The 23991-nt window shown below is 31.5% G+C and carries 27 protein-coding genes and 1 tRNA gene; 6 read left to right on the top strand and 22 right to left on the bottom strand.

Annotated elements, in window-relative coordinates; genetic code table 11:
• Window positions 1-22 precede the first annotated feature (22 nt).
• From MR875_00655 to MR875_00625, 7 genes are all read right to left on the bottom strand, one after another.
• Window positions 23-2332 carry an FAD-dependent oxidoreductase gene (locus MR875_00655; GenBank protein MCI6993364.1) on the bottom strand — a complete coding sequence of 770 codons (2310 nt, stop codon included), beginning with the start codon at window positions 2330-2332 and terminating at the stop codon, window positions 23-25.
• The gene (locus MR875_00650) at window positions 2329-3270 is read right to left on the bottom strand and encodes a CoB--CoM heterodisulfide reductase iron-sulfur subunit B family protein (protein MCI6993363.1); all 942 of its coding nucleotides are present in this window, start codon (window positions 3268-3270) and stop codon (window positions 2329-2331) included. Before MR875_00650 ends, MR875_00655 begins: the two co-directional genes overlap by 4 nt.
• Window positions 3267-3860: a 4Fe-4S dicluster domain-containing protein gene (locus tag MR875_00645; protein ID MCI6993362.1), complete on the bottom strand. Its 594-nt coding sequence runs from the start codon at window positions 3858-3860 to the stop codon at window positions 3267-3269. Before MR875_00645 ends, MR875_00650 begins: the two co-directional genes overlap by 4 nt.
• Window positions 3861-3868: 8 nt before the next feature.
• Window positions 3869-5119 carry a methanogenesis marker 16 metalloprotein gene (locus MR875_00640; protein ID MCI6993361.1) on the bottom strand — a complete coding sequence of 417 codons (1251 nt, stop codon included), beginning with the start codon at window positions 5117-5119 and terminating at the stop codon, window positions 3869-3871.
• Window positions 5120-5133: 14 nt separating this feature from the next.
• Window positions 5134-5904, bottom strand: coding sequence for a phosphosulfolactate synthase (gene comA, locus MR875_00635; GenBank protein ID MCI6993360.1), 771 nt, complete (start codon window positions 5902-5904; stop codon window positions 5134-5136).
• 161 nt (window positions 5905-6065) lie between these two features.
• Entirely contained in the window at window positions 6066-6353 is a 288-nt protein-coding gene (locus MR875_00630) for a UPF0058 family protein (protein ID MCI6993359.1), read from the bottom strand.
• A gap of 386 nt (window positions 6354-6739) precedes the next feature.
• Entirely contained in the window at window positions 6740-7456 is a 717-nt protein-coding gene (locus MR875_00625) for a UPF0280 family protein (GenBank protein ID MCI6993358.1), read from the bottom strand.
• A gap of 94 nt (window positions 7457-7550) precedes the next feature.
• Between MR875_00625 and mtxX the strand changes: the two genes are divergently transcribed.
• The 3 genes from mtxX to MR875_00610 are packed head-to-tail and all read left to right on the top strand — an operon-like array spanning window position 7551 to window position 9813.
• The gene (gene mtxX, locus MR875_00620; protein MCI6993357.1) at window positions 7551-8267 is read left to right on the top strand and encodes a methanogenesis marker protein Mmp4/MtxX; all 717 of its coding nucleotides are present in this window, start codon (window positions 7551-7553) and stop codon (window positions 8265-8267) included.
• An 18-nt stretch (window positions 8268-8285) separates the two neighbouring features.
• Window positions 8286-9050 carry a polyprenyl diphosphate synthase gene (gene uppS, locus MR875_00615; protein MCI6993356.1) on the top strand — a complete coding sequence of 255 codons (765 nt, stop codon included), beginning with the start codon at window positions 8286-8288 and terminating at the stop codon, window positions 9048-9050.
• A 1-nt stretch (window position 9051) separates the two neighbouring features.
• The gene (locus tag MR875_00610; protein ID MCI6993355.1) at window positions 9052-9813 is read left to right on the top strand and encodes a TatD family hydrolase; all 762 of its coding nucleotides are present in this window, start codon (window positions 9052-9054) and stop codon (window positions 9811-9813) included.
• Here the strand turns inward: MR875_00610 and MR875_00605 are convergent.
• From MR875_00605 to MR875_00595, 3 genes are read right to left on the bottom strand one after another with little or no spacing between them, the layout of a single operon-like run.
• Window positions 9810-10205, bottom strand: coding sequence for a hypothetical protein (locus MR875_00605; GenBank protein MCI6993354.1), 396 nt, complete (start codon window positions 10203-10205; stop codon window positions 9810-9812). The two genes, MR875_00610 and MR875_00605, sit on opposite strands and share 4 nt — an antisense overlap.
• Window positions 10196-10693, bottom strand: coding sequence for a hypothetical protein (locus MR875_00600; GenBank protein ID MCI6993353.1), 498 nt, complete (start codon window positions 10691-10693; stop codon window positions 10196-10198). The genes MR875_00605 and MR875_00600 overlap by 10 nt, the downstream gene beginning before the upstream one ends.
• Window positions 10690-11085, bottom strand: coding sequence for a hypothetical protein (locus MR875_00595; protein ID MCI6993352.1), 396 nt, complete (start codon window positions 11083-11085; stop codon window positions 10690-10692). Before MR875_00595 ends, MR875_00600 begins: the two co-directional genes overlap by 4 nt.
• Window positions 11086-11182: 97 nt before the next feature.
• Between MR875_00595 and cobM the strand changes: the two genes are divergently transcribed.
• Window positions 11183-11935: a precorrin-4 C(11)-methyltransferase gene (gene cobM / locus MR875_00590; protein MCI6993351.1), complete on the top strand. Its 753-nt coding sequence runs from the start codon at window positions 11183-11185 to the stop codon at window positions 11933-11935.
• A 35-nt stretch (window positions 11936-11970) separates the two neighbouring features.
• Here the strand turns inward: cobM and MR875_00585 are convergent, their stop codons facing one another.
• The 11 genes from MR875_00585 to hypA all read right to left on the bottom strand — a co-directional run bounded on the left by MR875_00585 (window position 11971) and on the right by hypA (window position 19632).
• Window positions 11971-12999, bottom strand: a complete 1029-nt coding sequence (locus MR875_00585; protein ID MCI6993350.1) for an acyltransferase family protein — start codon at window positions 12997-12999, stop codon at window positions 11971-11973.
• A gap of 66 nt (window positions 13000-13065) precedes the next feature.
• A complete protein-coding gene (locus tag MR875_00580) occupies window positions 13066-13788 on the bottom strand; it encodes an NAD(P)H-dependent oxidoreductase (protein MCI6993349.1) in 723 nt (240 codons plus the stop codon).
• Window positions 13789-14403 carry an N-acetyltransferase gene (locus tag MR875_00575; protein ID MCI6993348.1) on the bottom strand — a complete coding sequence of 205 codons (615 nt, stop codon included), beginning with the start codon at window positions 14401-14403 and terminating at the stop codon, window positions 13789-13791.
• A gap of 109 nt (window positions 14404-14512) precedes the next feature.
• Entirely contained in the window at window positions 14513-15457 is a 945-nt protein-coding gene (locus tag MR875_00570; protein ID MCI6993347.1) for a methionine synthase, read from the bottom strand.
• Window positions 15454-15768, bottom strand: coding sequence for a DUF1894 domain-containing protein (locus tag MR875_00565; GenBank protein MCI6993346.1), 315 nt, complete (start codon window positions 15766-15768; stop codon window positions 15454-15456). Before MR875_00565 ends, MR875_00570 begins: the two co-directional genes overlap by 4 nt.
• Before the next feature lies 1 nt (window position 15769).
• Window positions 15770-16228 (bottom strand): DUF1890 domain-containing protein, encoded by a 459-nt coding sequence (locus MR875_00560; protein MCI6993345.1) that lies wholly within the window; start codon window positions 16226-16228, stop codon window positions 15770-15772.
• 12 nt (window positions 16229-16240) lie between these two features.
• Window positions 16241-17323 (bottom strand): hypothetical protein, encoded by a 1083-nt coding sequence (locus MR875_00555; GenBank protein MCI6993344.1) that lies wholly within the window; start codon window positions 17321-17323, stop codon window positions 16241-16243.
• A 38-nt stretch (window positions 17324-17361) separates the two neighbouring features.
• Window positions 17362-17434: transfer RNA gene (locus tag MR875_00550), tRNA-Ala, on the bottom strand.
• A 101-nt stretch (window positions 17435-17535) separates the two neighbouring features.
• Window positions 17536-18567, bottom strand: a complete 1032-nt coding sequence (locus MR875_00545; protein ID MCI6993343.1) for a DUF354 domain-containing protein — start codon at window positions 18565-18567, stop codon at window positions 17536-17538.
• A gap of 18 nt (window positions 18568-18585) precedes the next feature.
• Window positions 18586-19236: a hydrogenase nickel incorporation protein HypB gene (gene hypB / locus MR875_00540; protein MCI6993342.1), complete on the bottom strand. Its 651-nt coding sequence runs from the start codon at window positions 19234-19236 to the stop codon at window positions 18586-18588.
• Window positions 19237-19254: 18 nt separating this feature from the next.
• A complete protein-coding gene (gene hypA, locus MR875_00535) occupies window positions 19255-19632 on the bottom strand; it encodes a hydrogenase maturation nickel metallochaperone HypA (protein ID MCI6993341.1) in 378 nt (125 codons plus the stop codon).
• A gap of 180 nt (window positions 19633-19812) precedes the next feature.
• On the opposite strand from hypA, the gene MR875_00530 reads away from it, so the two are divergent.
• Both MR875_00530 and MR875_00525 read left to right on the top strand, forming a co-directional pair.
• On the top strand, window positions 19813-19950 hold the full coding sequence (locus MR875_00530; protein MCI6993340.1) for a hypothetical protein: 138 nt from the start codon (window positions 19813-19815) through the stop codon (window positions 19948-19950).
• Window positions 19916-20977 (top strand): aldo/keto reductase, encoded by a 1062-nt coding sequence (locus tag MR875_00525; protein ID MCI6993339.1) that lies wholly within the window; start codon window positions 19916-19918, stop codon window positions 20975-20977. Before MR875_00530 ends, MR875_00525 begins: the two co-directional genes overlap by 35 nt.
• On the opposite strand, the gene MR875_00520 is transcribed toward MR875_00525, so the two are convergent.
• Window positions 20949-23813 (bottom strand): DEAD/DEAH box helicase, encoded by a 2865-nt coding sequence (locus tag MR875_00520; protein ID MCI6993338.1) that lies wholly within the window; start codon window positions 23811-23813, stop codon window positions 20949-20951. The genes MR875_00525 and MR875_00520 overlap by 29 nt on opposite strands.
• Window positions 23814-23991 lie beyond the last annotated feature (178 nt).

The following is a 23991-nucleotide window of genomic DNA, read 5'->3' as shown; positions in this document are numbered from 1 at the left end:
ATAATGAGGAAAAATCCTCAAATTATAATTCTGCTTTGTCCAATTCTTCAATTTTTTTATCAAAATCAATGAATTTACGAGCCAATCCTGAGAAGTATGGAATATATACTTTTGAGAATGTAACTCTTTCAGGATCTTCACCCATCTCAGCAATCCTATCTTTTACCCTGTGGATTTTACGTTCCACTTCATCGTACATTAAATCTCCAGGGAATTCACCAATAAATACTCCATCAGCACCGTTTTCAAGGGCATACTGAATATGTCTTGGTCTTACACGATTTACTGAAATTACTTTGATAATATGAATTGATTCAGGATAAGACAACCTGTTTACACCAATATTATCTGCTGCAGTATAACCAATATTATCCAGGAACACTAAGATTGTACGATCACCTTCTTGTTTTTTGGACAATACACCTTTAATTGTGGACATGATCTTTTCATCAATATTACCGTTAACTGTAATAGCTCTTTGATTACATCCGATAAGACATTTTCCACATCCATTACAGCTCATTGGGTCAATGTAAATTTCATCATCTTGAATACTCATAGATTTATATTTACATTTTTTAATACAGTCACCACATAAAATACATTTTTCTTTATCAATTTCTGCAATGAACGGTTCGATTTCCACACCACCATAATTGTATTCATTGACTTTTGATGCAGCGGCAGTTGCCTGCATAATTGAATCCGTGATATCTTTTGGATCCTGTGCAGTTCCACAAACAAATATTCCCTGAACATCAGTAGCAACCGGTTTGATTTTAGGATGGGATTCTTTAATAAATCCATCTTCAGTAGTACCTACATTTAAAATTTCAGCAATTTCTTTAGTACCTTCAGAAGGTTCTATTGCAGTTGAAAGAACAACCATATCAGCTTCAATTTCTATAAATTCGCCTTTAATAGTATCTTCTGTTCTTACAATGAAATTATCTCCTTTTTTAACTACTTCACCAGGACGTCCTCTAATGAAACGAACTTCATTTTCCTGAGTGTGTTTATAGTATTTCTCAAACATTCCTGGAGTCCTAACATCAGTATAACAAATTACAACATCAGTATCAGGATACTTATGTTTAATGATATTAGCATTCTTCAAAGCTACTGTACAACATATTTTAGAACAGTACCTATGTCCTTCTGGTTTTTCATCTCTTGAACCAACACATTGAATCATTACAACACGTTTTGGAACTTCACCATTGGATTTTAAGAGTTTACCTTTAGTAGGACCATTCACACCTGTAATACGTCCAAGTTCTGATTGAGTTATTACATCATCATAACGAGTGTACCCATATTCAGGTCTTTTTTCCATATTAAATAACTGATGACCAGTTGCAACAATAATTGAACCTACCTGCAAAGGAATTTTTTCAGGTTTTCCTTTAAGCCTAATAGCTTTCATATTACATTGTCTAAAACAGTCACCACATTTGTTACAATTATCCATGTCAATTACATATGCTTCGGGAAAAGATTGACCAAATGGCCTATAAATAGCTTTTCTTAAAGATAAATTGTCATTCCAGTCATTTGGAACTTCAACTTCACATACTTCAGCACAGTTACCGCATGCAATACATTTATCCTCATCAACATATCTTGGAGATTTCTCTAAGATTAAATTATATGTTCCAGCACGTCTTTCAGATTCAATTACTTTAGTATTGGTTAATACTTCAATGTTTTCATTCCAGACAAGTTCATTAAGAATTGGATTTAAAAGACACATTCCACATTCTTCAGCAATTTTAACTGGTGAGAAAACTTTACCAATCTTAGCCATATGCCCACCGATAGATGGAGATTGTTCTATTAAAGTGACTTTAGTTCCTTGCTTGGCAAGAGATAATGCTGCATTCATTCCGGCAATTCCACCACCAATAACTGCAACTTCATCAGGAGTTTGACAATAAATCGGATCAACTGCATCAGATTGTTTAACTTTTTCAATGGAAGCATTTATTAAAGTAATAGCTTTATGGGTAGCTTTTTCTTTATCTGAGTGTACCCAAGAACATTGTTCCCTGATATTTGCCATGTCCATTAAATAAGGGTTTAATGGTTTGATATAATCCTGGAATGTTTTTTCATGACTTATAGGAGAACATGCTGCAACTACAACACGGTCAAGGTCATGATCAAAAATTGCATCACGGATAATTTTACGTCCGTTAAGAGAACACAAGTTTTCGAATTGTCCGATGAATTCAACATCCAATGCATCTCTTACTTCATCCAAGTCTACAATATCTGCAATATTTCCTCCACATTCACATAAAAACACGCCAACTTTTAAATCATCCCTCATTTCTCAACCTCCTTTAATTCTTTAATTACTGAATCTATTGGTACTGTATGAGCTTTAACACCAATGACTTTATCAAAGTCTCCTCCCATAGCAAGTGCAATAAATTGCGCTACATTAAGGTGTATTGCTCTGAATTTCCTGCCTTCACGTTCTCCAATTAAATGTTGATACCTATCAAACTGAATATGACAATTAGGACATAAATGAACTAATATATCAATATCCTCATCAGCAAGTGAGTTCATTTTGTCTGCAGTTGCTGTAAATGACAATTCTGGATTGGAATATCTTTGTCTGAAACCAGTTCCACAGGTTGCACGTTTAAAATCATACCAACCAATTGTTTTACATCCGCATGCTTCAATAAGTTCATCAATAATGTTAGGATCCCTTACACCACCAATTGTATCTTCATAGTGCACTTTACAGTAATGGCAACCGTGGTGTGTAGCAATTTTATACTCACTTAAGTCATATTTGATATGGTCTTTGATTTCATCTTTTTTACCATAGAAAATATCAACTGCATGGAAAATATTTTCAGTTGGTTTTAAGTCATCTTTCTCATATTTTAAATGAGACAAACCATTATCTTCAAATAACTGGTTGATATGTTCTCTTAAATCATCTTTTTTGTTGAGTAATTTAACTGATTTTTTATTGATTGCATAACAAGTAGCACACATCATGACTAAATTTTTACGGTTTAAATTAGCAGCTACTTTAAAGTTACGTGCTCCAATTGCAGTTGTGTCCACTTGGTCAAATACATCAGAATAATGACCTAATCCAGTACAGCAGGTTTGTTTTTCAGAAATAGCATAATCTATTCCAAGTTTTTCAAATACATATTTTGTTGATGCTTCAACACCTGGATATTCTACACTTACAAGACAGCTTCTGAATAAAAGTATATTTTTATCAGGAATAGATTTCATTCTCCACCCTCCTGTGTTGCTCTAATTGTTTCAATTTTATTTTTAAATCCAGTTATTGTTAATATTTTACTTACTTCGTCAATAACATCTTGTGGTGGCATTAAAGGAGGATTTAATCCTAATTCATCCCTAATTTCTTCTAGATTTTGTCTAAAGTCCCACCATCCAGGAACATCCCTATCAATATCTTCAAAAAATATTTCAGGAATTGCTCCAATAGCTGCAGTAAAGTAGGAATCTGCAAAACCCATATATTCATAGAGCTTATCATATCCTATTTCATTTTTGATTGCAAATTGCTTTAAAATTTGATTTACTTCACATACACTGTTTCCTACAGGACATACACTGTGGCATGTGTAACAGTAAAAACAATTCCAAATACAATCATCTTCGATGATTGACATATCACCGTCCAATACTCTTTCAATTATTTCACGAGGATTATAATCAGAATGTAAAGCTGCAGGACATGTTGAAGTACACATCCCACATTGAACACATTTTAAAACTCCATCATCTTTTGAGTTTTTAACATCTTCAATTACATCTTCTGCAAAATTTATCGGTGAATCCGTAATTTTTTGCATAAAAACACCTATAATTTAAACTCTTGACTTTGAATCATTTGTTTTAATTTTAATGCTAATTTATTTCCCCTTATTCTATCAGACTGTCTACAAATAATTGGAATATTAACATCCTCATCATTGATTGTTAAATCAACGCTTCCAGTATTCATGTCAAATGCATCGTTGCGACAATAATGAGAACACATTCCGCATCCGAAACAATGAGCAATATTTATGTTTTTATTAGCAAATGCATTGGTTGGACAGATTGGTTCTACAGTACATGACTCACAATTTGAACATTTATTTCTATCATATTGAGGTCTTAGACTATAATCTCCCCATAATTTTTCATAATTAGTTGTAGTAAGTGGTAAATGACGTCCTTTAATATCTGATACAGTAATACCTACTTTATCATCAGTAATGAGTAAATTATTATAAATTTCCTCATTTAATACAGGTATTGGAATTGCTACAGTATCATAGACTTCACCACCTTGTCCTGTTTTAAAACCACCAAGGTAATACGGATCCATCTTAGTTAAATCTGCAGTTAACATTAAGTTTGGCTTTTCAGCACTGGATCTTGTTCCATTTCCAAGTAAATAACCTTGAGCACCATTTAAAAGAATTTTAATTCCCTCTTTAATAACATTTTGAGGAACATCATTTTGAAGTGGGTTTAAATCTCCACATCCTGAAAATGTCAATCCAGTTAGACCTCCTTCAAGAGGAGTAGCTGCAAAGATTGATGGAATTGGTTCTTTATTAGGGTTGGTAAATGCAGTATAATTTTTAAATGCCATACGGGTTCCAATAATTTGACCCCTTACAAGATCATCTTTTGTAATTGTATTCTCAATTGTTTTACCGTCTACACTTTCAACTCTTACATCAATATCATTACCTTCAAGTAATTCTTTAAGTAAGAATCCACCACCATAATTTGCATCCTGGATGGAATGTGTTGTTCCATGAAGAATAACATCAACTGATCCTAACCACTCGTTTGGGCAAGGTCCTGCATTCACAGGCACCCCATTCATATAAACTTCTTTTGCTCTTATAAATTCACCAGGTCCGGAAACTACAAAGTTCAAAATAGCAGCAGTACCACTCATGACACCACATGTTCCACAAGTAACTACGTCAACTTCCTCAAAACTTGGAGTTTCATCATTTTTGATGAGTTTTTTAAATTCTTCTGCAGTGAAGATATTTGCTTCACCGTTTTCAATTTTTTTATTTATATCTTCAATTGATCTAGTTGTCAATTAAATACACCTTTCTATAATTTTCCGAAAGTATCTCCTCTCAAACCTCTTCTTAAGGTTTCAAGAGATGTAATCTCATCAGTAGAGATATTTCCTAAATTAACTGTATTACCAAGCTTCAATATAAAAAATACTTGTTGATTTTTATTTGGTGCTTCCCAAAGGATTTTTTCACCAGAGATACTGTTTAAAATGACATCAATTTCATCATCTTTAGCATTACCTTCTTTATCAAATATTCCTATATTCTTTCCACCTTCACGAGCTTCCACAATAATAAGAGAAGAACCTGCATCAAGTTCATCTTTCATGTTGGAAATACGCTCATCAATTGATAATTCCTTATCTAAAGTTGGGTCTTTTTTACCTATTTCAGATAATACTTCAAAACCTGCCTCTTTTGCTTTTTCAATACACTCCAACTTATTTTCATGAGGAATAAAGGTTGACCCGTCTGACACTTCTATTGCTGGGAATCCTAAATAGCGCGCTTCCTCAAAAAATTCTTCGAGCTTATTTTTTGAATAAGCAAGCTCAAATAAAGTTCCTCCAGTATATGGAGTTACATTATGAGATTTATACATTTCCACTTTGGATTTAATGATATCTTGTTCATGTACAATGGATGTTCCCCATCCAAATTTTAAATAGTCCACATATTCGCCAGAAATGTCCATCAAACTGCTGGCTGTTTCAAGGCCTAAACCTTTGTCTAAAACCATGGTCAAACCACAGGTTCTAGGCTTTTCTTCTCTTTTAATAGATAAAAATTCAAAAGATTTCAACAAAATCACTCTAGTTAAATTCAATATCCTATAAAATATAACAATAGTTACTTTTTTTATATGATTATAATATTTATATGTATTATAGTATTATTAAGATTTTGCTTTTAGAAAAATAAGAAATAAAATTAAAATAAAAATAAAAAAAAGAAGATAGAAAATTATTTTGCACTGAGTTCAACTTGGGATCTAGTTACTAAATCTCCAAGTGAGTTACGAACATTGTCCGGAATAGAATCATTTTCTTTATCAGCAACAACTTGCGCAATAATTTTACAGAGAACAAAAATAGCATGTTTATGCTCAGCTTTGGTCTTGTGAATATGATGAGGACTTATTTTAAGGGATATATATTCTGTGCAATCATTTGTAATCTGATCATCTTCTGCTAAATATTTTAAAACATATACTAAAAATTGGTGTAATTGTATCATTTCATCTTTATACATTTAATCTCCCCATAAGATAACTAAGTTGATTTAGTTAAAATTACTCCTTTAATCTTTATACAATAGTATATGCAAGTACTCCTATTTAAATATTGCATTCAAAAATATATTACAAGATATACAAATTCATTAAAATTTAAAGGAAAAATTAAAAAAAATGAATAAAATAACATGAATTATTTGTATAATTTATACAATCAAATGATATTAAAAAAAACAAAAATTCCACTTTGAACAAAAATAATACAAATAATTATAATTATATATAATTTAATCTAAACAAAAATACAATATTGTGATTTTATTCGATTAAATAAAATAAATTATGATAAAATTTTTTAATAAATAAATAAAATTATATAATTTAAGCTAAATTATTATAAATATTAAACAATTTTCACATCAAATTCTTTTGTCTCAACAATCTTCGGAAGTTTCCCAATAGTTCCAACATTATTTTGTGAGATTATCAATACCCCATCAAAGAATTCCCGATAATTTTCCCCACATTCAAGACCATTAGAAACCTTATCTTCACTAGTTGCCCCATTAATTTCATTGGCAATTCTTGTTGCAAGGCCATCTGCAACAGAAGGATATCTTGAAATAACAGTAACCCCATCAGATTTTCCAAAACTAATGGAATGTCCAATTTTTCCTGAAGATGTACAAATTCCCAAAGGTTTTTTTCGAGGTTTTATTTTAAATGCAATATTATTTCCCAAAATCTGATTGTTTGAATAAATACCGCACAAAACTGTAGAGTCATTTACAATAGCAATATCCCCACCATTTTCAACAATAGAATACTTTGAATCAAGACCCATCAAATAATCAAGTGACAATTGGGAAATTGTACCTGCAACACATGCCATTGGACCAACATCTGCAACAGCAGATGCATCAACCATTGTCTTTACAATAAATGGAAGATTACCTTCACATTTGATAGGTTCAAGTGAAGCTAAAAACTCCTGGTTTTTTAAAATATAGTTTTTCAAATCTCTTCTAACTGAAAATATGTATCTTTTTAAATCATGAGAGATTAGATCTGTTGTTAATCTAATGTGTGTCTGGTCCAAATTAATTTCAGAAATATCCATGTTCCAATATATATTATTAAATCATTAATAATTTTTATGAAATTGAACAATTAAGAAAAATTAATTTATATAAGAAATACTAAAAATTAAACTAATGAAAACAATAGCTATTGGTGTTGGAAAAAATGAAAATATAATACAAGCTTGTCATATTTTTAAAGAAAAACACCCAAAAACAAATTTAAAACTAATATATCGTGACGAAGACTTAGTACGTGCGGTTTTAGATGATAAAATTCATGGCGTAGTTCGTGGATCTCTTCCAGCTTCTAATATCATGAAGGCATTAAAGGCAACTAATCCACATATCACAAGAGCAACATATGTTAATGGAGACAAATATGAATTTCTATTAACACCTGTTGGAATTGATGAAGGTGAAACTATCGAAGACAGACTGGATATTGTCAAAAACTGCATTGCTTTTTATAAAAGACTTGGAAAAAATCCAAAAATAGCAGTTCTTGCTGAAGGAAGAAAAGATGATTTTGGAAGAGGAGAAGAAGTATCACAATCAATAACCGACAGTGAAAGACTCACCAGACTCATCCAAGAAAATACTGATGCAGAAGTTGAAAATTACTATATTTTAGTTGAAAAAGCGATTAAAGAGAAATGCAATATTATTGTTGCTCCAAACGGAAGAGTTGGAAATATTATTTTTAGAACATTGGTTTTACTCAATTCCTGGCCAAGTTACGGTGCTGTAACTTTCGGTATGGATAAAGTATACATTGATACCAGTAGAGATCAAAGTATTGAAGGATATGTTCGCAGTTTAACATTAGCAGAAAAATTGGATAATTTTTAGATTATGAGAAGGGATTTCATGGCAGAAAATATACTTTATAAATTATATGAATGGTACATCTCAAGAGGATTAATTCCAGAAAAAATGCCGAAACATGTTGCTTTTATTATGGACGGTAACAGAAGATACTCCAAATTACAGGGAAACATCGATGTTGTTAAAGGACATGAAATCGGCGTAGATATCCTTGAAAAAGTAATGAACTGGAGTATTGAACTTGGTATAGAGATTATTACTGCTTATGCTTTCTCAACAGAAAATTTCAACAGACCACAACACGAAGTTGAAGGATTAATGAACTTATTTGTCATTAACTTCAAAAGACTCGTAGACAATCCGAAAATTCACAAAAACGAAGTAAGAGTAAAAGTAGTAGGTAGAACTGAATTACTTCCAGACAATGTAAAAGAAGCTATAAAAGAAGCAGAAGACGCAACAGCACATTATAATAAAAGATTCCTCAACTTAGCTATTGGATATGACGGGCGTTTAGAAATTATAGATTCGTTCAAAAAGATTATTAAAGATGTGCAGGATGGAAAAATTTCAATTGATGATGTTGATGAGGAACTTGTAAGCAAAAACCTTTATACTGCTGGACTTGACGATCCAAACTTAATCATAAGAACAAGCGGAGAAGAGCGTTTAAGCGGATTCCTTCTTTGGCAATCATCATACTCTGAATTGTATTTCTGTGAAACTTTATGGCCGGAACTTAGAAAAGTTGATTTTATAAGAGCAATCAGATCATACCAAGCAAGAGACAGAAGGTTCGGTGCATAATATGATGGATACCCATTGCCATATTGACTTTAAAGACTTTGATGAAGATAGAGAATCTGTTATCAAAAGAGCACAAGACAAATTGGATAATGTAATCGTTTCAGGTTACAGCAATGACAGTAACATGGACGTGTTAAAACTTTCAAAAGAATATGAAGGTTTTATATATCCAACTTTTGGATTTCACCCCGTAAGTTCACAGAATGCAACAGAAGAAGAAATAAAAACTGCACATGAAAATACCATAAAACATATCGATGACATTGTAGCTATTGGTGAAGTCGGAATGGATTATTTTTATGTAACTGACAAATCATTACGTGAAAGACAGCAAAAAATATTCACAGGATTTTTAGAGCTTGCTGACGAATACGAAAAACCAATCGTGATGCATGTAAGAGACTGTGAAAAAAAAGCAGTTAATATCATCGACGAATATGAGAATATCCCATATTTCGTTTTCCATTGCTATGGAGGAAGTTTCAAGACTGCAAAAAGAATAATGAACATGGACAATGCATACATGAGCTTTTCAACTATGGTATGTTATTCAAAACAACACCAAGATTTAATTGAAAAAATAGATTTGAACTATGTTTTAACTGAAACTGACAGTCCTTATTTGGCTATGACAAAAGAAGAGAGAAATGAACCTGCAAATGTTGTAAATGCAGTTCATAAAATAGCTGAAATTAAAAATATGGATGTCAGCACAGTTGATGAAATTACCACCAACAATGCTCGTAAGATTTTTAAAATTTAGAAATGAAGTGTGAAATTTAAATTAATCAACACATCTTTTTCTTCTTTAGCCGCTTCAATTTCAAGTTCAAAGTCAGTTAAATCATCCATTACTAATTTTATCAAATTCCAATCTAAAAGAGAATCATTGAAAAATATTGTAAATTGATTTCTATCAATTACAACAGGTTTTCTGCAAAATAGTTTGAATGCATAAAAGTATAATTCAATTCTGAAGCATAAATCCTCTTTGTCACCATTTCCATTAATAAAAAAGTCTTTTAAGTCTTCCTGTAAGATTTTACCTTCGTCACCTACATCTGCTTTAAAAGTTTCCATTTCTTTTAAATCTTCCATCAGTTGTTTTGTTTCTTCTTCATTATACATGAAGTCAATATTTGTACCTACATCCATTTAACATTAGCGGTAGTGTAGACATAATGTGGTGAAAAAACGGGATTATAAAGTTTGTTTGTAGCTTCAGTTGAATTAAAACTAATGGCAATAGCTTTTCTTAAATTATAATTTATTCTGTCTCCAATTGAAACTAACTCATTATTATCAAATCTGTCTGATGTTTTCGCATAAACTTTAAATTGAATTTGATTTTTATCATATCTCTTATCCTTGCCCAGTTCAGCATATGAAATATTTACTATTTCAACTGAATAAGGTTCCAAGACATTAATTTTAGAATTTGAATAATCCCTATATGTATCTTCAGGATATATTCCGCTTGATGATGTTGCAAGTCCTTCAATAACACCGCTTCGAGCAGCAGCCATTGCCACGTTCAGCTCATTTTCACCAGCAATGAACACAATAGAAATCATCAATACAATAATCAGAGTACCAAATAAAAATAACAGCTCCGCTGAAATCTGTCCGTTACTTCCAGTCATGTTATCACTATCTTTCCATCCTCGTTTTTTGAGATATAATATCCTTTTCCACTAACCAATTTATATTTTGAATCTATATTCAATAAAGGAACCATTGTCTCCCCTTTCTTATTATCATATTCCATTGTTAATTTGGATTTATCTACAGTTATTTCAAAATACCCCTTATCTGATGGCAGTTTAATATATTTTGAATATCCAATTCCATTAGAATTTACCTGGCATATTATCCCAGAAACCTCATCCAGAATAATCCTATGTGAAACTGCATCTTCAATATTCAAACTTGAATCTATAAATGACGATGAATAATATAACATTCCACAAGCTATTATGAATATTATAAACAGAGCAAAAATGTATTCAATTGAAATAAAACCTTTTTCATCCATAGTTCTTAGTTATTTTAGAAATTAATAAAATTTGCTCAGATTTAAACTCAATTTTTATACATAATTATTAAATATAAATTGAACTAAAAAGTTAATCATGAAAGGAAAAGTTATTTTCATTGGTGCTGGTCCAGGTGACCCTGACTTAATAACTGTTAAAGGAAGAAAGGTTATTGAAAAAGCGGATGTAATCATATATGCAGGTTCACTTGTTAATCCAGATGTTTTATCCCCTGCACGTGAAGATTGTGAAATTCACAACAGTGCTTACTTAAATTTAGATGAAACTGATACAATAATTACTGAAGCAGTCAATGAAGGAAAATTAGTTGCACGTGTACATACCGGTGATCCATCAATTTATGGTGCCATTGCAGAACAAATCCGTGAGCTCAAAAAACATGATATTGAATATGAAATAATTCCAGGAGTCAGCTCATTATTTGGAACTGCCAGTGTGCTTGAAGCGGAATTGACATTACCTGAAATTTCCCAGAGTGTTATCATTACCCGTCCTGAAGGCAGAACACCAAAACCTGAAGGTGAAAGTTTAGCAAGTTTCTCCAAGCATCATGCAACCATGTGTGTCTTTTTAGGAATAGGTATGATTGATAAAGTTGTTGATGAATTGCTTGTAGGTTATGAAAAAACTACTCCAGTTGCTGTTGTCAAAAAGGCAACTTGGCCAGACCAACAAATAATAAGAGGAACCCTTGAGGATATTGCAGGAAAAGTTAAAGATGCTAATATAACAAAGACTGCAATGATTGTAGTGGGAGATGTGTTAGACCCTGGTGATTTTAATGCATCTAAGCTATATGACAAAAACTTTAAACATGAATATAGATAAGTTTCTTATTCATGATTTCTTTTTTTTACTATTTTTTAATGAATTCCACAAATCCTGTTTAAAATAGGTATCTTAGACAAGATTGCAGAAACAATAATTGATCCAATTGCAATTAACAGGAATATTTGAGGAATCATGCTGAAATGTGTAACCGGCATGACCTGAAGCAGATAATTTACAATAAAACCATGCATCAAAAATATTGTAAAACTGAAAATACTCAAATAATAAATAAAACTACCAATAAATGAGTTTTCAAGAAATGAATGGACCTTTGATAATGGAAATTTAGGTCTGAACTTAGCTAGTTTACTCATATATCTAAAAATCAGGAACAATAATGCACATTGAATTATTATTGAGTATGATTCTATGTAGAATATATGGACAAAGTTAAATGCATAATATCTATTAAGATAAAGAGTTATAACGAAAAGAACACTGCAAAATATAACCATAGGAAGAGAATAAATTTTAAACTCTTTATTTGCCAAATAGTAACCTAAAACAGCATAACCAATATATAATCCAACATTCTTGAAAATGTAACGAATATAATATGTTTCAATAAGTTGCATATTTGTCAATACAATTAATAATATCCATCCAATTAAGAAATATTCTGCTCCTTTAATTCCATATTCTTTAATAAATGAATTGAATATAGGCATAACAAAATAAACTCCTAAAATTGCACAAACAAACCATGGAAAACCAAATTGAGTAACTGCAAAGGTTAAATTATCATATGTAAAACCTATGAAAATTAAAATTGACAAGAATCCGATAATCTGCCAGAATATTGTTGGAATTAAAACCCTGGAAAATCTTTTCTTTAAAAAAACAGATAAATTATAATCTTTACCAATCAACAAGGCACCACTAATCATAAAAAAAAGAACAACACCCATTCTTGCAACTGTAAGGTATGAAAGAAGTGTAGGAGAAGTCAAATAATTCATATTAACTGGGAAATTCTGAATTGTATGAGCAAATATAACACATAAAATTGCAATTGCCCTTAATTCATCCAAATAAAAAATTCTATTTTCTCTTAAAACCATTATAATCCCAATTAAATAATTAGTACAATATATTTTTTATTATTTCAAATATATAACATTAGTTTATTATTTAATCACCATTTTCAAGATAAAGAACATTATTTTTGCAAATGTCTTTTTAATAATGTTCAATCTAACTTCAGGTGCAAAATCATGATTGACCAAACCTTTTTCAACCCAGTATTCATTATCTGCTTTAATTGGATCTTTTGATAGGGCCATTGCTTTCCATACATTATAAAACATCACATCTTCAAACTTAGGAGAATGCAATTCCATATCATCTCCAAATCTTTGAGCGATTTTATTAATTTTACCATCATCAAATGAATCTTTTCCACCGCAAGCAAATGACAATCGATAAACCTTGTTTACACCCCAATGCCTTAATGTTTCATCAATGTATTTAGCTACTTTTTTATGACCTGCACCAGCAGTTGTAACAACAACCAGTGCTTTTTTAGTGAAAAATCTTGGTCTGTGATAAAAATATGCAGTATGATCAAAGAAATTTTTCAAGAGTCCCGTGACATTCATTGCATAGACTGGACATCCAACAATTATCCCATCGCATTCCTGCAGCTTTTCGATAATTGGATTGATTTTATCAAAGTGAGGGCAGTTATCTTCACATTCATTAAAGCATCTGTAACAACCATTGCATATGGGAATATTTTCCTTAATCAAATTGATTTCTTCAAATTCCCCATCCAAATTGGTTTTTATTTGCTTAATAACATTATAGGTATTTTGTTTTCTAGGAGATCCGTTGATAATTAGATATTTCATTTAGACACCAAGTTGTCCTTCTAAAACTAATTTTTCTTTTGGTTCAAACTGTTTATCGAATTCATCCACTTCATCTTCAGGTACCATAAACACATCAGGATTATGGAACATTACTGGCTCATTGTTAAATTGCTCTTCAATCAATTTAACCATAAAAAATGGATTTTCCTGTGTTGTATCAGTGCCATCCAAAAATAAATTGTATTTTGATGCTGATTCAAATCCAAATCTGGAATAGTAATTTTCATCACCAATGACAAAAATAAATGGAAAACCCATATCCTCCGCCAATTTCAATGTAAATTCAATTAATTTTGAACCATAGCCCTTTCTTTGATGTTGTTTGTCAATGGCTATTGGACCTAATACTGGAGCAGATATTGAATTAGAGAGCTTTCCAACAGAATAATTGATATGCCCTATTATATTCCCATCTTTTTCTATAACATATGCCAAATCCTTGATAAAAGAGTCATCATCTCTTAAATTATGAACAATGAAATGTTCAAAAGCACCAGGACGATAAACGTTCCAAAAAGAGTTTCTTACAAGATTTTCTACTTCAAAATAATCTTTTTCCTCTTCCAATCTTATTTTTAATATATTATTTTCCATAATATTGTATAATAGTTAATACTTAATTAAAATGTTGTTTATCAATGAAAATAAAACGCTGAAATACAAAATAACAGCTAATAAAAAATAGTAAAAAATAAAGATAAATTTAACTGTATTTATCTTTGATTTCATTCATTAATCTTAATTTTTCAAATGCAACATCTTTTGGAGATCTTCTAAGACCGCAATCAGGATCCAAAAGCAAGTTGTCTTTTCCGACAATCTCGATAGCTTTACTTACCAATCCATCAATGTCTTCAATAGCATCTACTGTGTGAACTGATGAATCAATACAACCAAATCCAACTTTTTTATTTGCAAGTAAAGAAGCATTTTCCTCCAATACTCCAAGATTTACATCATTTCCTGCAAATTCCATGTCTAAAATATCAATGTTGAATTTTGCAAGGTCTTTGAATGCATCAGATAAAATACCACATACATGCATTCCCAAAGGTATTTCCAAACCATCATGAATAATATCAATAGCTTCACGAGCTGTTTTCATATCAACCATTCCAGTAGATAAGAATGGCTCATCAATTTGAATATAGACAGGTTCAACTTTTTTAGCTATTGCATCAACTTCAAATTTTAAACTGTGTGCCAAATCAATAATGGCATCTTCCTTATTTTTATAGAAAGATTCTATTCTTGAAGAGTGAACAATAGTATTCGGTCCTGTGATAATTCCTTTTATTCCTTTGCCCTCCGGAATTTTACCACCATAATATTCCTTCATGACTTTTTTTGCATATTGCATGTCTTTAATGGAAATTTCCTTGGTTGGATTTCTTATTTTAGAAACAATTACAGTATTGCCATCTTCAATTTTCATTCCAGGAATATATTTTGTAAAAATAGAAACCATGTCTCCTCTAACCTGACCGTCAGATATAATATCTACTCCAGCATCAAGTTGAGCAATAACACTACTTTCAATAGCTTCTTTAAATGGATCATATGATCCTAAAGCATTTAATAATTTATCTTTAAAATTAGATGGAGAGCTTTCCTCAGCTGGAAAACTACCCACAACAGTTGATCTCATTTTTTCTTACCGGTATCAAGTTTTCTGATTTTTTCAATTTCATCTTCAGTGATTGGAAGTTCAACAACTGAAGTCCCATGACAAGGTTTGGTGTATGGAAGGAATACTGTTCCTTTCTCGTGGTCAAATCCAATTGGTATTGGTGGGATTCCAATAACTTTAACACCTAAAACTTCATCTCCAGGTTTAATGTATACAATATCATCAGCTTTGAATCTGATAATCATAGCACAATCTTTAAAACCAGCTCTTGAAGCGTGAACTTCATAATCATCAGATTGTTGGAGGTAAGTATCTAAACAGAATGACATTTTATTCAAACTCCTTAATAGCTCTATCAAATTTAACTTTTATCGGTGAAGGATTGTGGAATGCTCTAACAGCAGTAATTAATGCATTGCTTTCACTTTCTTCAATCATATTTACAAACTCTTCAACTTCATCAGCATCTCTTGAGAATACTAATGCAAGTGATTTTGTATTTAATATTTGGTCAAATGTTACAAAAAATGCAGCTGCTGCATCTTTATGTACAAATCCGACTAATAAATCATAGTCTCCTTCTTTAATCTCGCCTAATGTTCTTTCCAAATCCACTAAATTAAGATTGTACAAACCTTCAGGGTCAGATATTTTAACTAACTTTGATGCTGCAGGATTTGCTGCAATTGTAGTGTCATATCCCATTTTGGTTAATTTATTGAATACATAAACTGCCATTGGAGTTTGTGCAGGAGTCTCCGGACATCCAAGTAATACTAAAGCTTTCATTTAATCACCTCTTTATGATCTTGATTTTAAGGAAACAACATTAGCTAAAATCAGTGCACCTACGAATAAAAATGTTAACAATGCCATACCATTGATGGATCTGTTAAATATGAATAATCCGATTAATGCTTGTGAACAGAATGCTGCTAATGCACCAGTCAATAATACTTCTCTTCCTAAGTATTTTTTATTATTTTTCTCTCTTTTCTCCCTGTACATGTTCAATACTTTAAATCCTATGAGTATTGTTCCAAGTACAAATGTGATTAAACCTGCAAGACCTAATATTCCGAAGTCAAATCCCCAACCGAATATACCTGGAAGCATATAATCAATTGTATCCTTTTGGTTTACGAGAACACCAAAGAACAATGGAAAAGGCAATCCGAAGAATAAAACTAATTGCATTGGTAAAGTAATATAACCTTCAGCGAATGCTGTACCTTCAGCTCCCCAATATGAAGCTTTTGCATTGTGTCCTATCAACTGAATATTATGTAATACAGTTTTAATACTGGATAAAGAGTATTGTTCAATCCTACCTAATCTTAAAAGTGGAGAGAAAATTGTCATACCAGTAATACGAGCAAGAATTTCAAGGAAAATGAAACCTGCACCTGCTGCACCAAAGAACAACATAATTCTTCTTAAAGTAAATACAGATTTTTCTCTGAATGATTTGGAAATCATCAAGTATCCTAAGAATAATCCGAGCAACCATAAAAGTAAGAAAGATCTATGCATTAATCCCCCAAATACTGTAATTCCACCTAAGAATAAAATTACAAATCTTTTAAGTGGTCTGATATCCACACCCGATTCCGACATCACCTTTAACGAAGCAAGTGCTGTTACAGCACCAAGTAATGCAATTGGCCCAAATGGGTGAGTAAATTCCGCTTGACTTGAAGAAATCACAAGAAGTGCAATATCCCCTGCAAAAAGAAGAGTTAAACCTCCCATTATGAATAATGATAAAAAGGTTACAATACTAAGTGACAAAGGAATCAAGTTAAGACAAAAGACTAATGTTACAAATAACATTAATCCAACTTCCAAAATTAATTGTAAATGGTTTTGAGCAATTAATAACATATTTTAATCACAATTCTCTTTTATTTTTTAAAATTAAATGGACTGACCGGGATTTGAACCCGGGGCCTCCGCCATGCCAAGGCGACGATCTACCATCTGAGCTACCAGCCCAATATTGAATATTATATAAAATATTTAAAATTAGTATTATAAATAACTATTTGAAATTTCAATAAAAATCATATAATTATCTATAATAAAAATATAAATAACTATTTACCATTTTTAGCTAAATCGTATAAGTTATCTATAATTATTTGGAACAAATCATCAGTTTTAACATCAATTTTCTCATGAGGATTGACAATGAACTCCAAAGCTTTATGAATGACCTCATCAGGATCATGAGACCTATACATCAAACCTTTATCAATGTAATATTGATCAACAGACAATGTATCACCAGGATAACATGAAATAACAGGAGTTTGCAAAATTGCAGCTTCCCTATTCATTGTACCACCAGCACCAATAACCAAATCACATTTTTTCATTATATTTGAAGTATCAACAGGAGGTTTTAATATTGAAACACCTTCAATTCCTTCAAAAATTTCAGCTTGCTCCTTGAATCTTGGAAGAATCAAAATATTTGCTACATTTTTCAATTCATCAACTATTGGAGATAAAACTGATTTTCTGCAGTCAGCATCCAAATATGATGCAAGTGAAGGTTCAGGCCTCATCAAAATAGTTTTAGGATGAGTCAAATTAAGATTTAAATCATCAAATATATTATCATTATATTTGAAATCTTTAAAATGCATTAATTCTGAGGTTCCATCATAGGAAATGATAGAGTTTGGATCTGCACCAAATTTCATTAGTTTCCATATGTCAATAATTTTTGGAGTAATAATTCTATCACACAACGGAAGAGTCAACTTATTGGCAGCAAGTGCATGTTCATTATCAAGAACATATAAACTTGGAATTCCTAAACCAAAACTGATTCTAGGAAGTTCAATAGAATGCTTGCTAAGGGCAACATCCACCTTTTCATCATGTATTACATCAACAAGATTGTAAACTCTGGATGTGCTCTCTTTAAGTTTGTCATATAAGCTTACACCATGTTTACCGACAGAAATGAAATCAATATCATACATTTCCATTAATTTATGGATATCACCAAATTGCCTTGCTGTAACGATTACATCCTCACCTTCAGCTTCTAAATATTTGATAACATCCTTGAAAAACCTTACGTGAGGTGCATTTGAAATATCTATCCATACTTTCATAAAACCACCAAAATTAACCTAGTTCATTGCTTCTTCAATAGCTGCAATAATTTCGTCTAATCCTTTTCCTTCTTTTAAGCTAGATTTGATAACTTTGATTTTAGGGTTTAATTTTTGAGCGTCAGCAACCATTTTATCAGCATCAGCACCAACAGCATCTGCCAAATCAACTTTATTGATTACTACAACATCAGAAGTTTGGAAAATAATTGGGTGTTTTTCTACAGTGTCGTCACCTTCAGTAACACTTACAACGACAATTCTTAAATGAGAACCTAAATCAAAATCAACAGGACAGATTAAGTTACCTACGTTTTCAATGATAACCATGTCCAAATCATCTAATGGTAAATCTGCAAGTCCATGACCTACTAAGTGTGCATCTAAATGACATTCTTTACCAGTATTTAATCCTACAACCGGTACATCGTGTTTTTCTATACGTTCTGAATCGAATTTTGAGATTACATCTCCTGCAAGAACACCAATTTTATAATCAGTATTATCAATTATTTCTTCTACGAGAGTTGTTTTACCGGAACCGATTGCTCCAACAAAATCAACACAGAAAATGTTTTTTTCTTCTAAGTTTTTTAAGTTTTTATCTGCTAATCTTTTATTAGCATCCATAATATTTTTTGCAACTTCAATATCAGCAACTTGATGCATATTCATACCTCCATAAATTTAAGCATCATCAGGTTTTTCAATAACCATGTTTTTAACAGTGATGTCTTTTCCATTTAATACTTCTACTTTAAGACTATCACATTCAGGACATTTAACAAGCGGTGCATAATGATCACTATCATCAAGTATAGCTTCACCATGGAATCCGCAATCACCACATTCCATTTCGACAGGAATTTCATTAAAAATGATTTTAGCATCTTCCATTAGGGTGTTCTCAATTAAAACACCTAAAATAAATTGTAGCTGTTCAGGATTAATCATAGCTAATCTACCAACTTCAATTGTAACTTCATTAACTTCCGTGGCATTATTTTCTTTTGCAGTATCCAAAACTGCATTAATTATACCTTGAGCCATAGATAATTCATGCATTTATACTACTCCTTAATCATTAATATAATAAATATAGATTTGTTAATTTATAAAAGTATTTAATATTTACGTAATACCAGAGTAATACTTAAATTTAAAAATATATCAATTAATGTTGAGTATAGCAACATTATATATAAACTATTTAAATAATAGTAATAATTAACAGGAGTTATTATTATGAATTACAAATCAAAATTTGGTTTTGGATGTATGCGACTTCCAAAGACTGATGAAAATGATCCGACATCAATCGACCAGGAACTATTTAATGAGATGGTTGATGTTTATATGGAAAAAGGGATTCAATTATTTTGATACATCTTATGCTTACCACAATGGTACAAGCGAAACCGCTATTAAAAAGGCAGTAGTGGAAAAATATCCTCGTGAATCCTTCAAAATATGCGATAAGATGCCAACCTGGGCATTAACATCAGAAGAAGACAATGAGAAATTCGTGAACGAAATGCTTGAAAGGCTTGGAATCGACTACTTTGACGTATTTTTCGGCACAACATTAACGGACCATGGCTTAAAAATGCAAAAAAAAACAAAAACCTTTGAATACGTTAAAAAAATGAAAGAAGAAGGTGTTGCACGCAAAATTGGATTTAGTTTCCATGACAAAGCAGATTTATTAAAAGAAGTTCTTGAAGAATATGTGGATATGTTTGATATTGTTCAATTGGAACTTAACTATCTTGATTGGGAAGACCCTGCAATTGAAGCACACAAATGTTATGATTTATGTGTTGAACATGATCTTGACGTTTATGTTATGGAACCATTGAAAAGAGGAGTTATTGTAAATCCTAATGATGAAATTAAAAAGGATTTCAAAGAGTTCAATGGAGAAAAATCAATAGCTAGTTTTGCAATAAGATTCTGTGCTTCTCTTGAACATGTGAAAATCGTATTGAGTGGAATGAGCAACATGGCTGATATGCTTGACAATTGTGATACTTATGAAAACTTTGAACCATTAAGCAAAGAAGAAAGTGAATTCTTAGATAAGATGGCTCAAAAACTTGCAGACAATCTTGCCGTTCCATGCAGCGAATGCGGATACTGTGTTGATGCATGCCCTGAAATGATTCCAATACCAGAATATTTCAACTTATACAACACAAGCAAAAACCAACCAGAATCAAATATTTACAGATTATATTTCGATAAATTATGTGACGAGAAAGTTCCAGCTGACGAATGTACCTATTGCGGAACATGTCTCGATTACTGTACACAAAAAATAGACATTCCAGAAGAATTAGAAAAAGTAGTAGAACACTTCCAAGAAGGTTCAGCCCATACGGTTAAGAAACCCTCATTTTTAATTCATTAACCATTTCACCATGTTTATTTATTTTTGAAGCTTTTCTATAATATTCCACTGCTTTTGGGAAAAATCCTGAATGATAATGTATCAATCCCATCAAAGCCAATGCTTCAGAATTTTTACTGTCAAAATCCAGCACTTTTTCTAGAATATCCAAAGCAACATCCAAATCACCTTGGCTGTATAAATCATATGCTTCCTCAAATAATGTATCCACATCATCAAGAGAAGACAATTCATTATCTTCATCAGGTTTAGATTTATTTGTTAATAAAACCTCAAGTTCATTAGCCATTTCATTTGATTTGTCAATAGCCAATGCTTTTTTAGTGAATAATAATGCAATATCCTTTTGATCCTGATCATATAATATTTGGGCCATTAATGCCAATGCTTTGACATGCTTTTTGTTATTTGCTAAAATATTATTCAAAATATCCTTTGAAGAAGAGTAATCACCAGCTTCATATAACTTATATGCTTCACCAAACTCACCTAACTCTTCAACACTTGCTTTAACATCAATTATTTCTTCCTTTTCACCACTTAATTCATCGGAAATTAACTTTTTCATGTATTCAAGTATATATTTAGTTGCTCCCTTATGAAGCGGCTTATTATCATTACCACATTTTGGAGAATAGATACAAGCAGGGCATCCTTTCTTACATTGGCAGTTGTTTAATAGATCAATTGTTGAATTTAATAAATCTACAAATACGTCCACTGCCTTTTCAGTAATTCCAATTCCACCTTCATACCCATCATAAATGAAAATTGTTGCCTCCTGTGTATCCTCATGATAATTTGTTGAAAGTCCACCAATATCAAATCTGTCACACATTGTATGAAGTGGGAACAGTCCAATCAAAGCATGTTCTGCACCGTGAAGACCACCCGCAAATACATCTTCATCATTTGGAAACATATCTTCCAATGTATCTTTAACTTCTTTTGGAATTGTAAACCACAATCCTTTTGTATTGAATGTTAATGGAGGCAAATCAAGTAAAAATGTTCCTATTGGCTTTGAAAAGTGCATTTTTTTATATTTGAAGTAATCTTCACTTACTGTAAGTTCACCGAAGTGAATTGTTAAACCACCATATTTTGTTTTTGAAAGTTTCTTTTTAATATTGGTCTCAGTTTTGTTTAAAACCATTGTATGATAATCCACAACTTCCTTTGATACATTTACATAACCTCTTTTAAGGTTAATGCTGTTTACCACATAAGTATCTCCCTTATTGATTAAAATAGCTCCTTCATGAGCTTCCCTATAAACTTGAGAACGTTCCATTGTCTCCAACAGTCTTCCATTAACCATTACCTTAAACTCTTCTGAAGATATTTGATCCAGTGAATGATCTAATGCAGGATTATCATCATAGGGATATATGAAATCTCCGCGATGGTTTTCATATAAATCCTTTTTAGAAACAAGCTCATCAATTACATCTTGTGAAATGCCAAAGTACTTTTCTGATTCGCCACGTTTAAGAGGCAATTCTTTAGCAGCACATAGCAAATGAGCTTCCTGCAATATAGGATTTGATAAGTCAATAATTGCATTTTCATGAGGTTTATCAAAGAAAAACTTAGGATTATTCATGAAATACTGATCCAATTGGTTTTCAAATGCTATTAAAATTGCAATTGATTTCTGACTGCTTCTACCTGCCCTTCCAGATTGTTGCCAAGTGGAAATCATAGTTCCAGGATAACCTGAAATAATAACTGCATCAAGTGATCCAATGTTGATTCCAAGTTCCAATGCATTAGTACATGTAACACCCAAGTACTTGCCGCTTTTTAGACCTTCTTCGATTTCACGTCTCTCCTGAGGCTGGTAACCCGCACGATATGCTGCAATTCTATGGGCCAATTTTCCTTTTACTTGAGTCATGTCTTTTTTAGCCCACATTGCAATTAATTCAGCTGTTTTTCTTGAAACAGTAAAACATAATGTCTGGATATTTTTCAACATCATGTACATAAAGATATTTTCAGTTTCCATATGCACAGATGGAGCAGTCTTGTATACCTTATTTCTAAGATAATTTTTGAAGGGATTGTACAGAATAAAATCTTTTTCACCACTAGGGGAGGTATCATTGTCCACCAGTACAAATTCTTCACCAGTCAACCTATTGGCCAATTCCAATGGATTTGCAAGTGTTGCTGAAGATAAAATGAATTGCGGATATGACCCATAAAAGTTAGCAATTCTTTTTAATCTTTTAATTAAAAATGCAACATTGGATCCAAATACTCCTTTATAATAATGTGATTCATCAATTACAATATATCTAAGGTTTTTATAAAATCTTGACCACTGATGGTGCCAGGATAAAATCAAATGCAACTGATAAGGATTTGTTAAGACAATCCTTGAGTTTTCACGAATTCCCCTTTTTTGAGTTCTTGGAGTATCCCCATCATAAGTTCTTGGATCAATAGTTATGTCAAGTTCCTTCTCAAGATTCTCCAAAACGTGCAACTGGTCATTGGACAATGCCTTTGCAGGGTAAATGTAAAGAGCTGTAGCATCACCATCTTCAATCATTGTTTCCATAATTGGCAGATTGAATGCAAGTGTTTTACCAGATGCTGTAGGTGTTGTGATAATTACATTTTCACCATTCTTAATAGCGTCATATGTCTCAGCTTGATGTTCATATAATTTTACATTCTTTGAACCAAGGTAGCTGACAATATTTTCATTTAAATCATCGACTTTTTTAAAACTAGCCTTTTTAGCCGGTATTGTTTCAATATGTGCGATATTTTCCCTATACCTCACATCATTTTTGAACATATCTATATTGTTTACCTCAGACATAATATCAGCTAAAATTAAAATTAATAATTATATTTTAAGTTAAAATAATATTTAAATAATTGTATTTTTTAAAAATAGGAAGTTAGAAACAAGAGTTCCTAACTTTTATATGCATATTATAGGAAAGATTTCGTTCCCGTAATATAATATATATTTTATATAAATAAAAATTTATCTA

The sequence above is a fragment of the Methanobrevibacter sp. genome (genome assembly GCA_022775905.1).
In the GTDB taxonomy this organism is placed as follows: domain Archaea; phylum Methanobacteriota; class Methanobacteria; order Methanobacteriales; family Methanobacteriaceae; genus Methanocatella.
Note: the sequence above shows the minus strand (reverse complement) of the source record. Positions and strands in the feature narration are given on the sequence as shown.

Bases quoted from the DNA above. Each gene is read 5' to 3' on its own strand.
- MR875_00655 (MCI6993364.1), bottom strand. From the start codon at position 2,332: ATGAGGGATGATTTAAAAGTTGGCGTGTTTTTATGTGAATGTGGAGGA.
- MR875_00650 (MCI6993363.1), bottom strand. From the start codon at position 3,270: ATGAAATCTATTCCTGATAAAAATATACTTTTATTCAGAAGCTGTCTT.
- MR875_00645 (MCI6993362.1), bottom strand. From the start codon at position 3,860: ATGCAAAAAATTACGGATTCACCGATAAATTTTGCAGAAGATGTAATT.
- MR875_00630 (MCI6993359.1), bottom strand. From the start codon at position 6,353: ATGTATAAAGATGAAATGATACAATTACACCAATTTTTAGTATATGTT.
- MR875_00625 (MCI6993358.1), bottom strand. From the start codon at position 7,456: ATGGATATTTCTGAAATTAATTTGGACCAGACACACATTAGATTAACA.
- mtxX (MCI6993357.1), top strand. From the start codon at position 7,551: ATGAAAACAATAGCTATTGGTGTTGGAAAAAATGAAAATATAATACAA.
- uppS (MCI6993356.1), top strand. From the start codon at position 8,286: ATGGCAGAAAATATACTTTATAAATTATATGAATGGTACATCTCAAGA.
- MR875_00610 (MCI6993355.1), top strand. From the start codon at position 9,052: ATGATGGATACCCATTGCCATATTGACTTTAAAGACTTTGATGAAGAT.
- MR875_00605 (MCI6993354.1), bottom strand. From the start codon at position 10,205: ATGGATGTAGGTACAAATATTGACTTCATGTATAATGAAGAAGAAACA.
- MR875_00600 (MCI6993353.1), bottom strand. From the start codon at position 10,693: ATGACTGGAAGTAACGGACAGATTTCAGCGGAGCTGTTATTTTTATTT.
- MR875_00595 (MCI6993352.1), bottom strand. From the start codon at position 11,085: ATGGATGAAAAAGGTTTTATTTCAATTGAATACATTTTTGCTCTGTTT.
- cobM (MCI6993351.1), top strand. From the start codon at position 11,183: ATGAAAGGAAAAGTTATTTTCATTGGTGCTGGTCCAGGTGACCCTGAC.
- MR875_00585 (MCI6993350.1), bottom strand. From the start codon at position 12,999: ATGGTTTTAAGAGAAAATAGAATTTTTTATTTGGATGAATTAAGGGCA.
- MR875_00580 (MCI6993349.1), bottom strand. From the start codon at position 13,788: ATGAAATATCTAATTATCAACGGATCTCCTAGAAAACAAAATACCTAT.
- MR875_00575 (MCI6993348.1), bottom strand. From the start codon at position 14,403: ATGGAAAATAATATATTAAAAATAAGATTGGAAGAGGAAAAAGATTAT.
- MR875_00570 (MCI6993347.1), bottom strand. From the start codon at position 15,457: ATGAGATCAACTGTTGTGGGTAGTTTTCCAGCTGAGGAAAGCTCTCCA.
- MR875_00565 (MCI6993346.1), bottom strand. From the start codon at position 15,768: ATGTCATTCTGTTTAGATACTTACCTCCAACAATCTGATGATTATGAA.
- MR875_00560 (MCI6993345.1), bottom strand. From the start codon at position 16,228: ATGAAAGCTTTAGTATTACTTGGATGTCCGGAGACTCCTGCACAAACT.
- MR875_00555 (MCI6993344.1), bottom strand. From the start codon at position 17,323: ATGTTATTAATTGCTCAAAACCATTTACAATTAATTTTGGAAGTTGGA.
- MR875_00545 (MCI6993343.1), bottom strand. From the start codon at position 18,567: ATGAAAGTATGGATAGATATTTCAAATGCACCTCACGTAAGGTTTTTC.
- hypB (MCI6993342.1), bottom strand. From the start codon at position 19,236: ATGCATCAAGTTGCTGATATTGAAGTTGCAAAAAATATTATGGATGCT.
- hypA (MCI6993341.1), bottom strand. From the start codon at position 19,632: ATGCATGAATTATCTATGGCTCAAGGTATAATTAATGCAGTTTTGGAT.
- MR875_00530 (MCI6993340.1), top strand. From the start codon at position 19,813: ATGAATTACAAATCAAAATTTGGTTTTGGATGTATGCGACTTCCAAAG.
- MR875_00525 (MCI6993339.1), top strand. From the start codon at position 19,916: ATGTTTATATGGAAAAAGGGATTCAATTATTTTGATACATCTTATGCT.
- MR875_00520 (MCI6993338.1), bottom strand. From the start codon at position 23,813: ATGTCTGAGGTAAACAATATAGATATGTTCAAAAATGATGTGAGGTAT.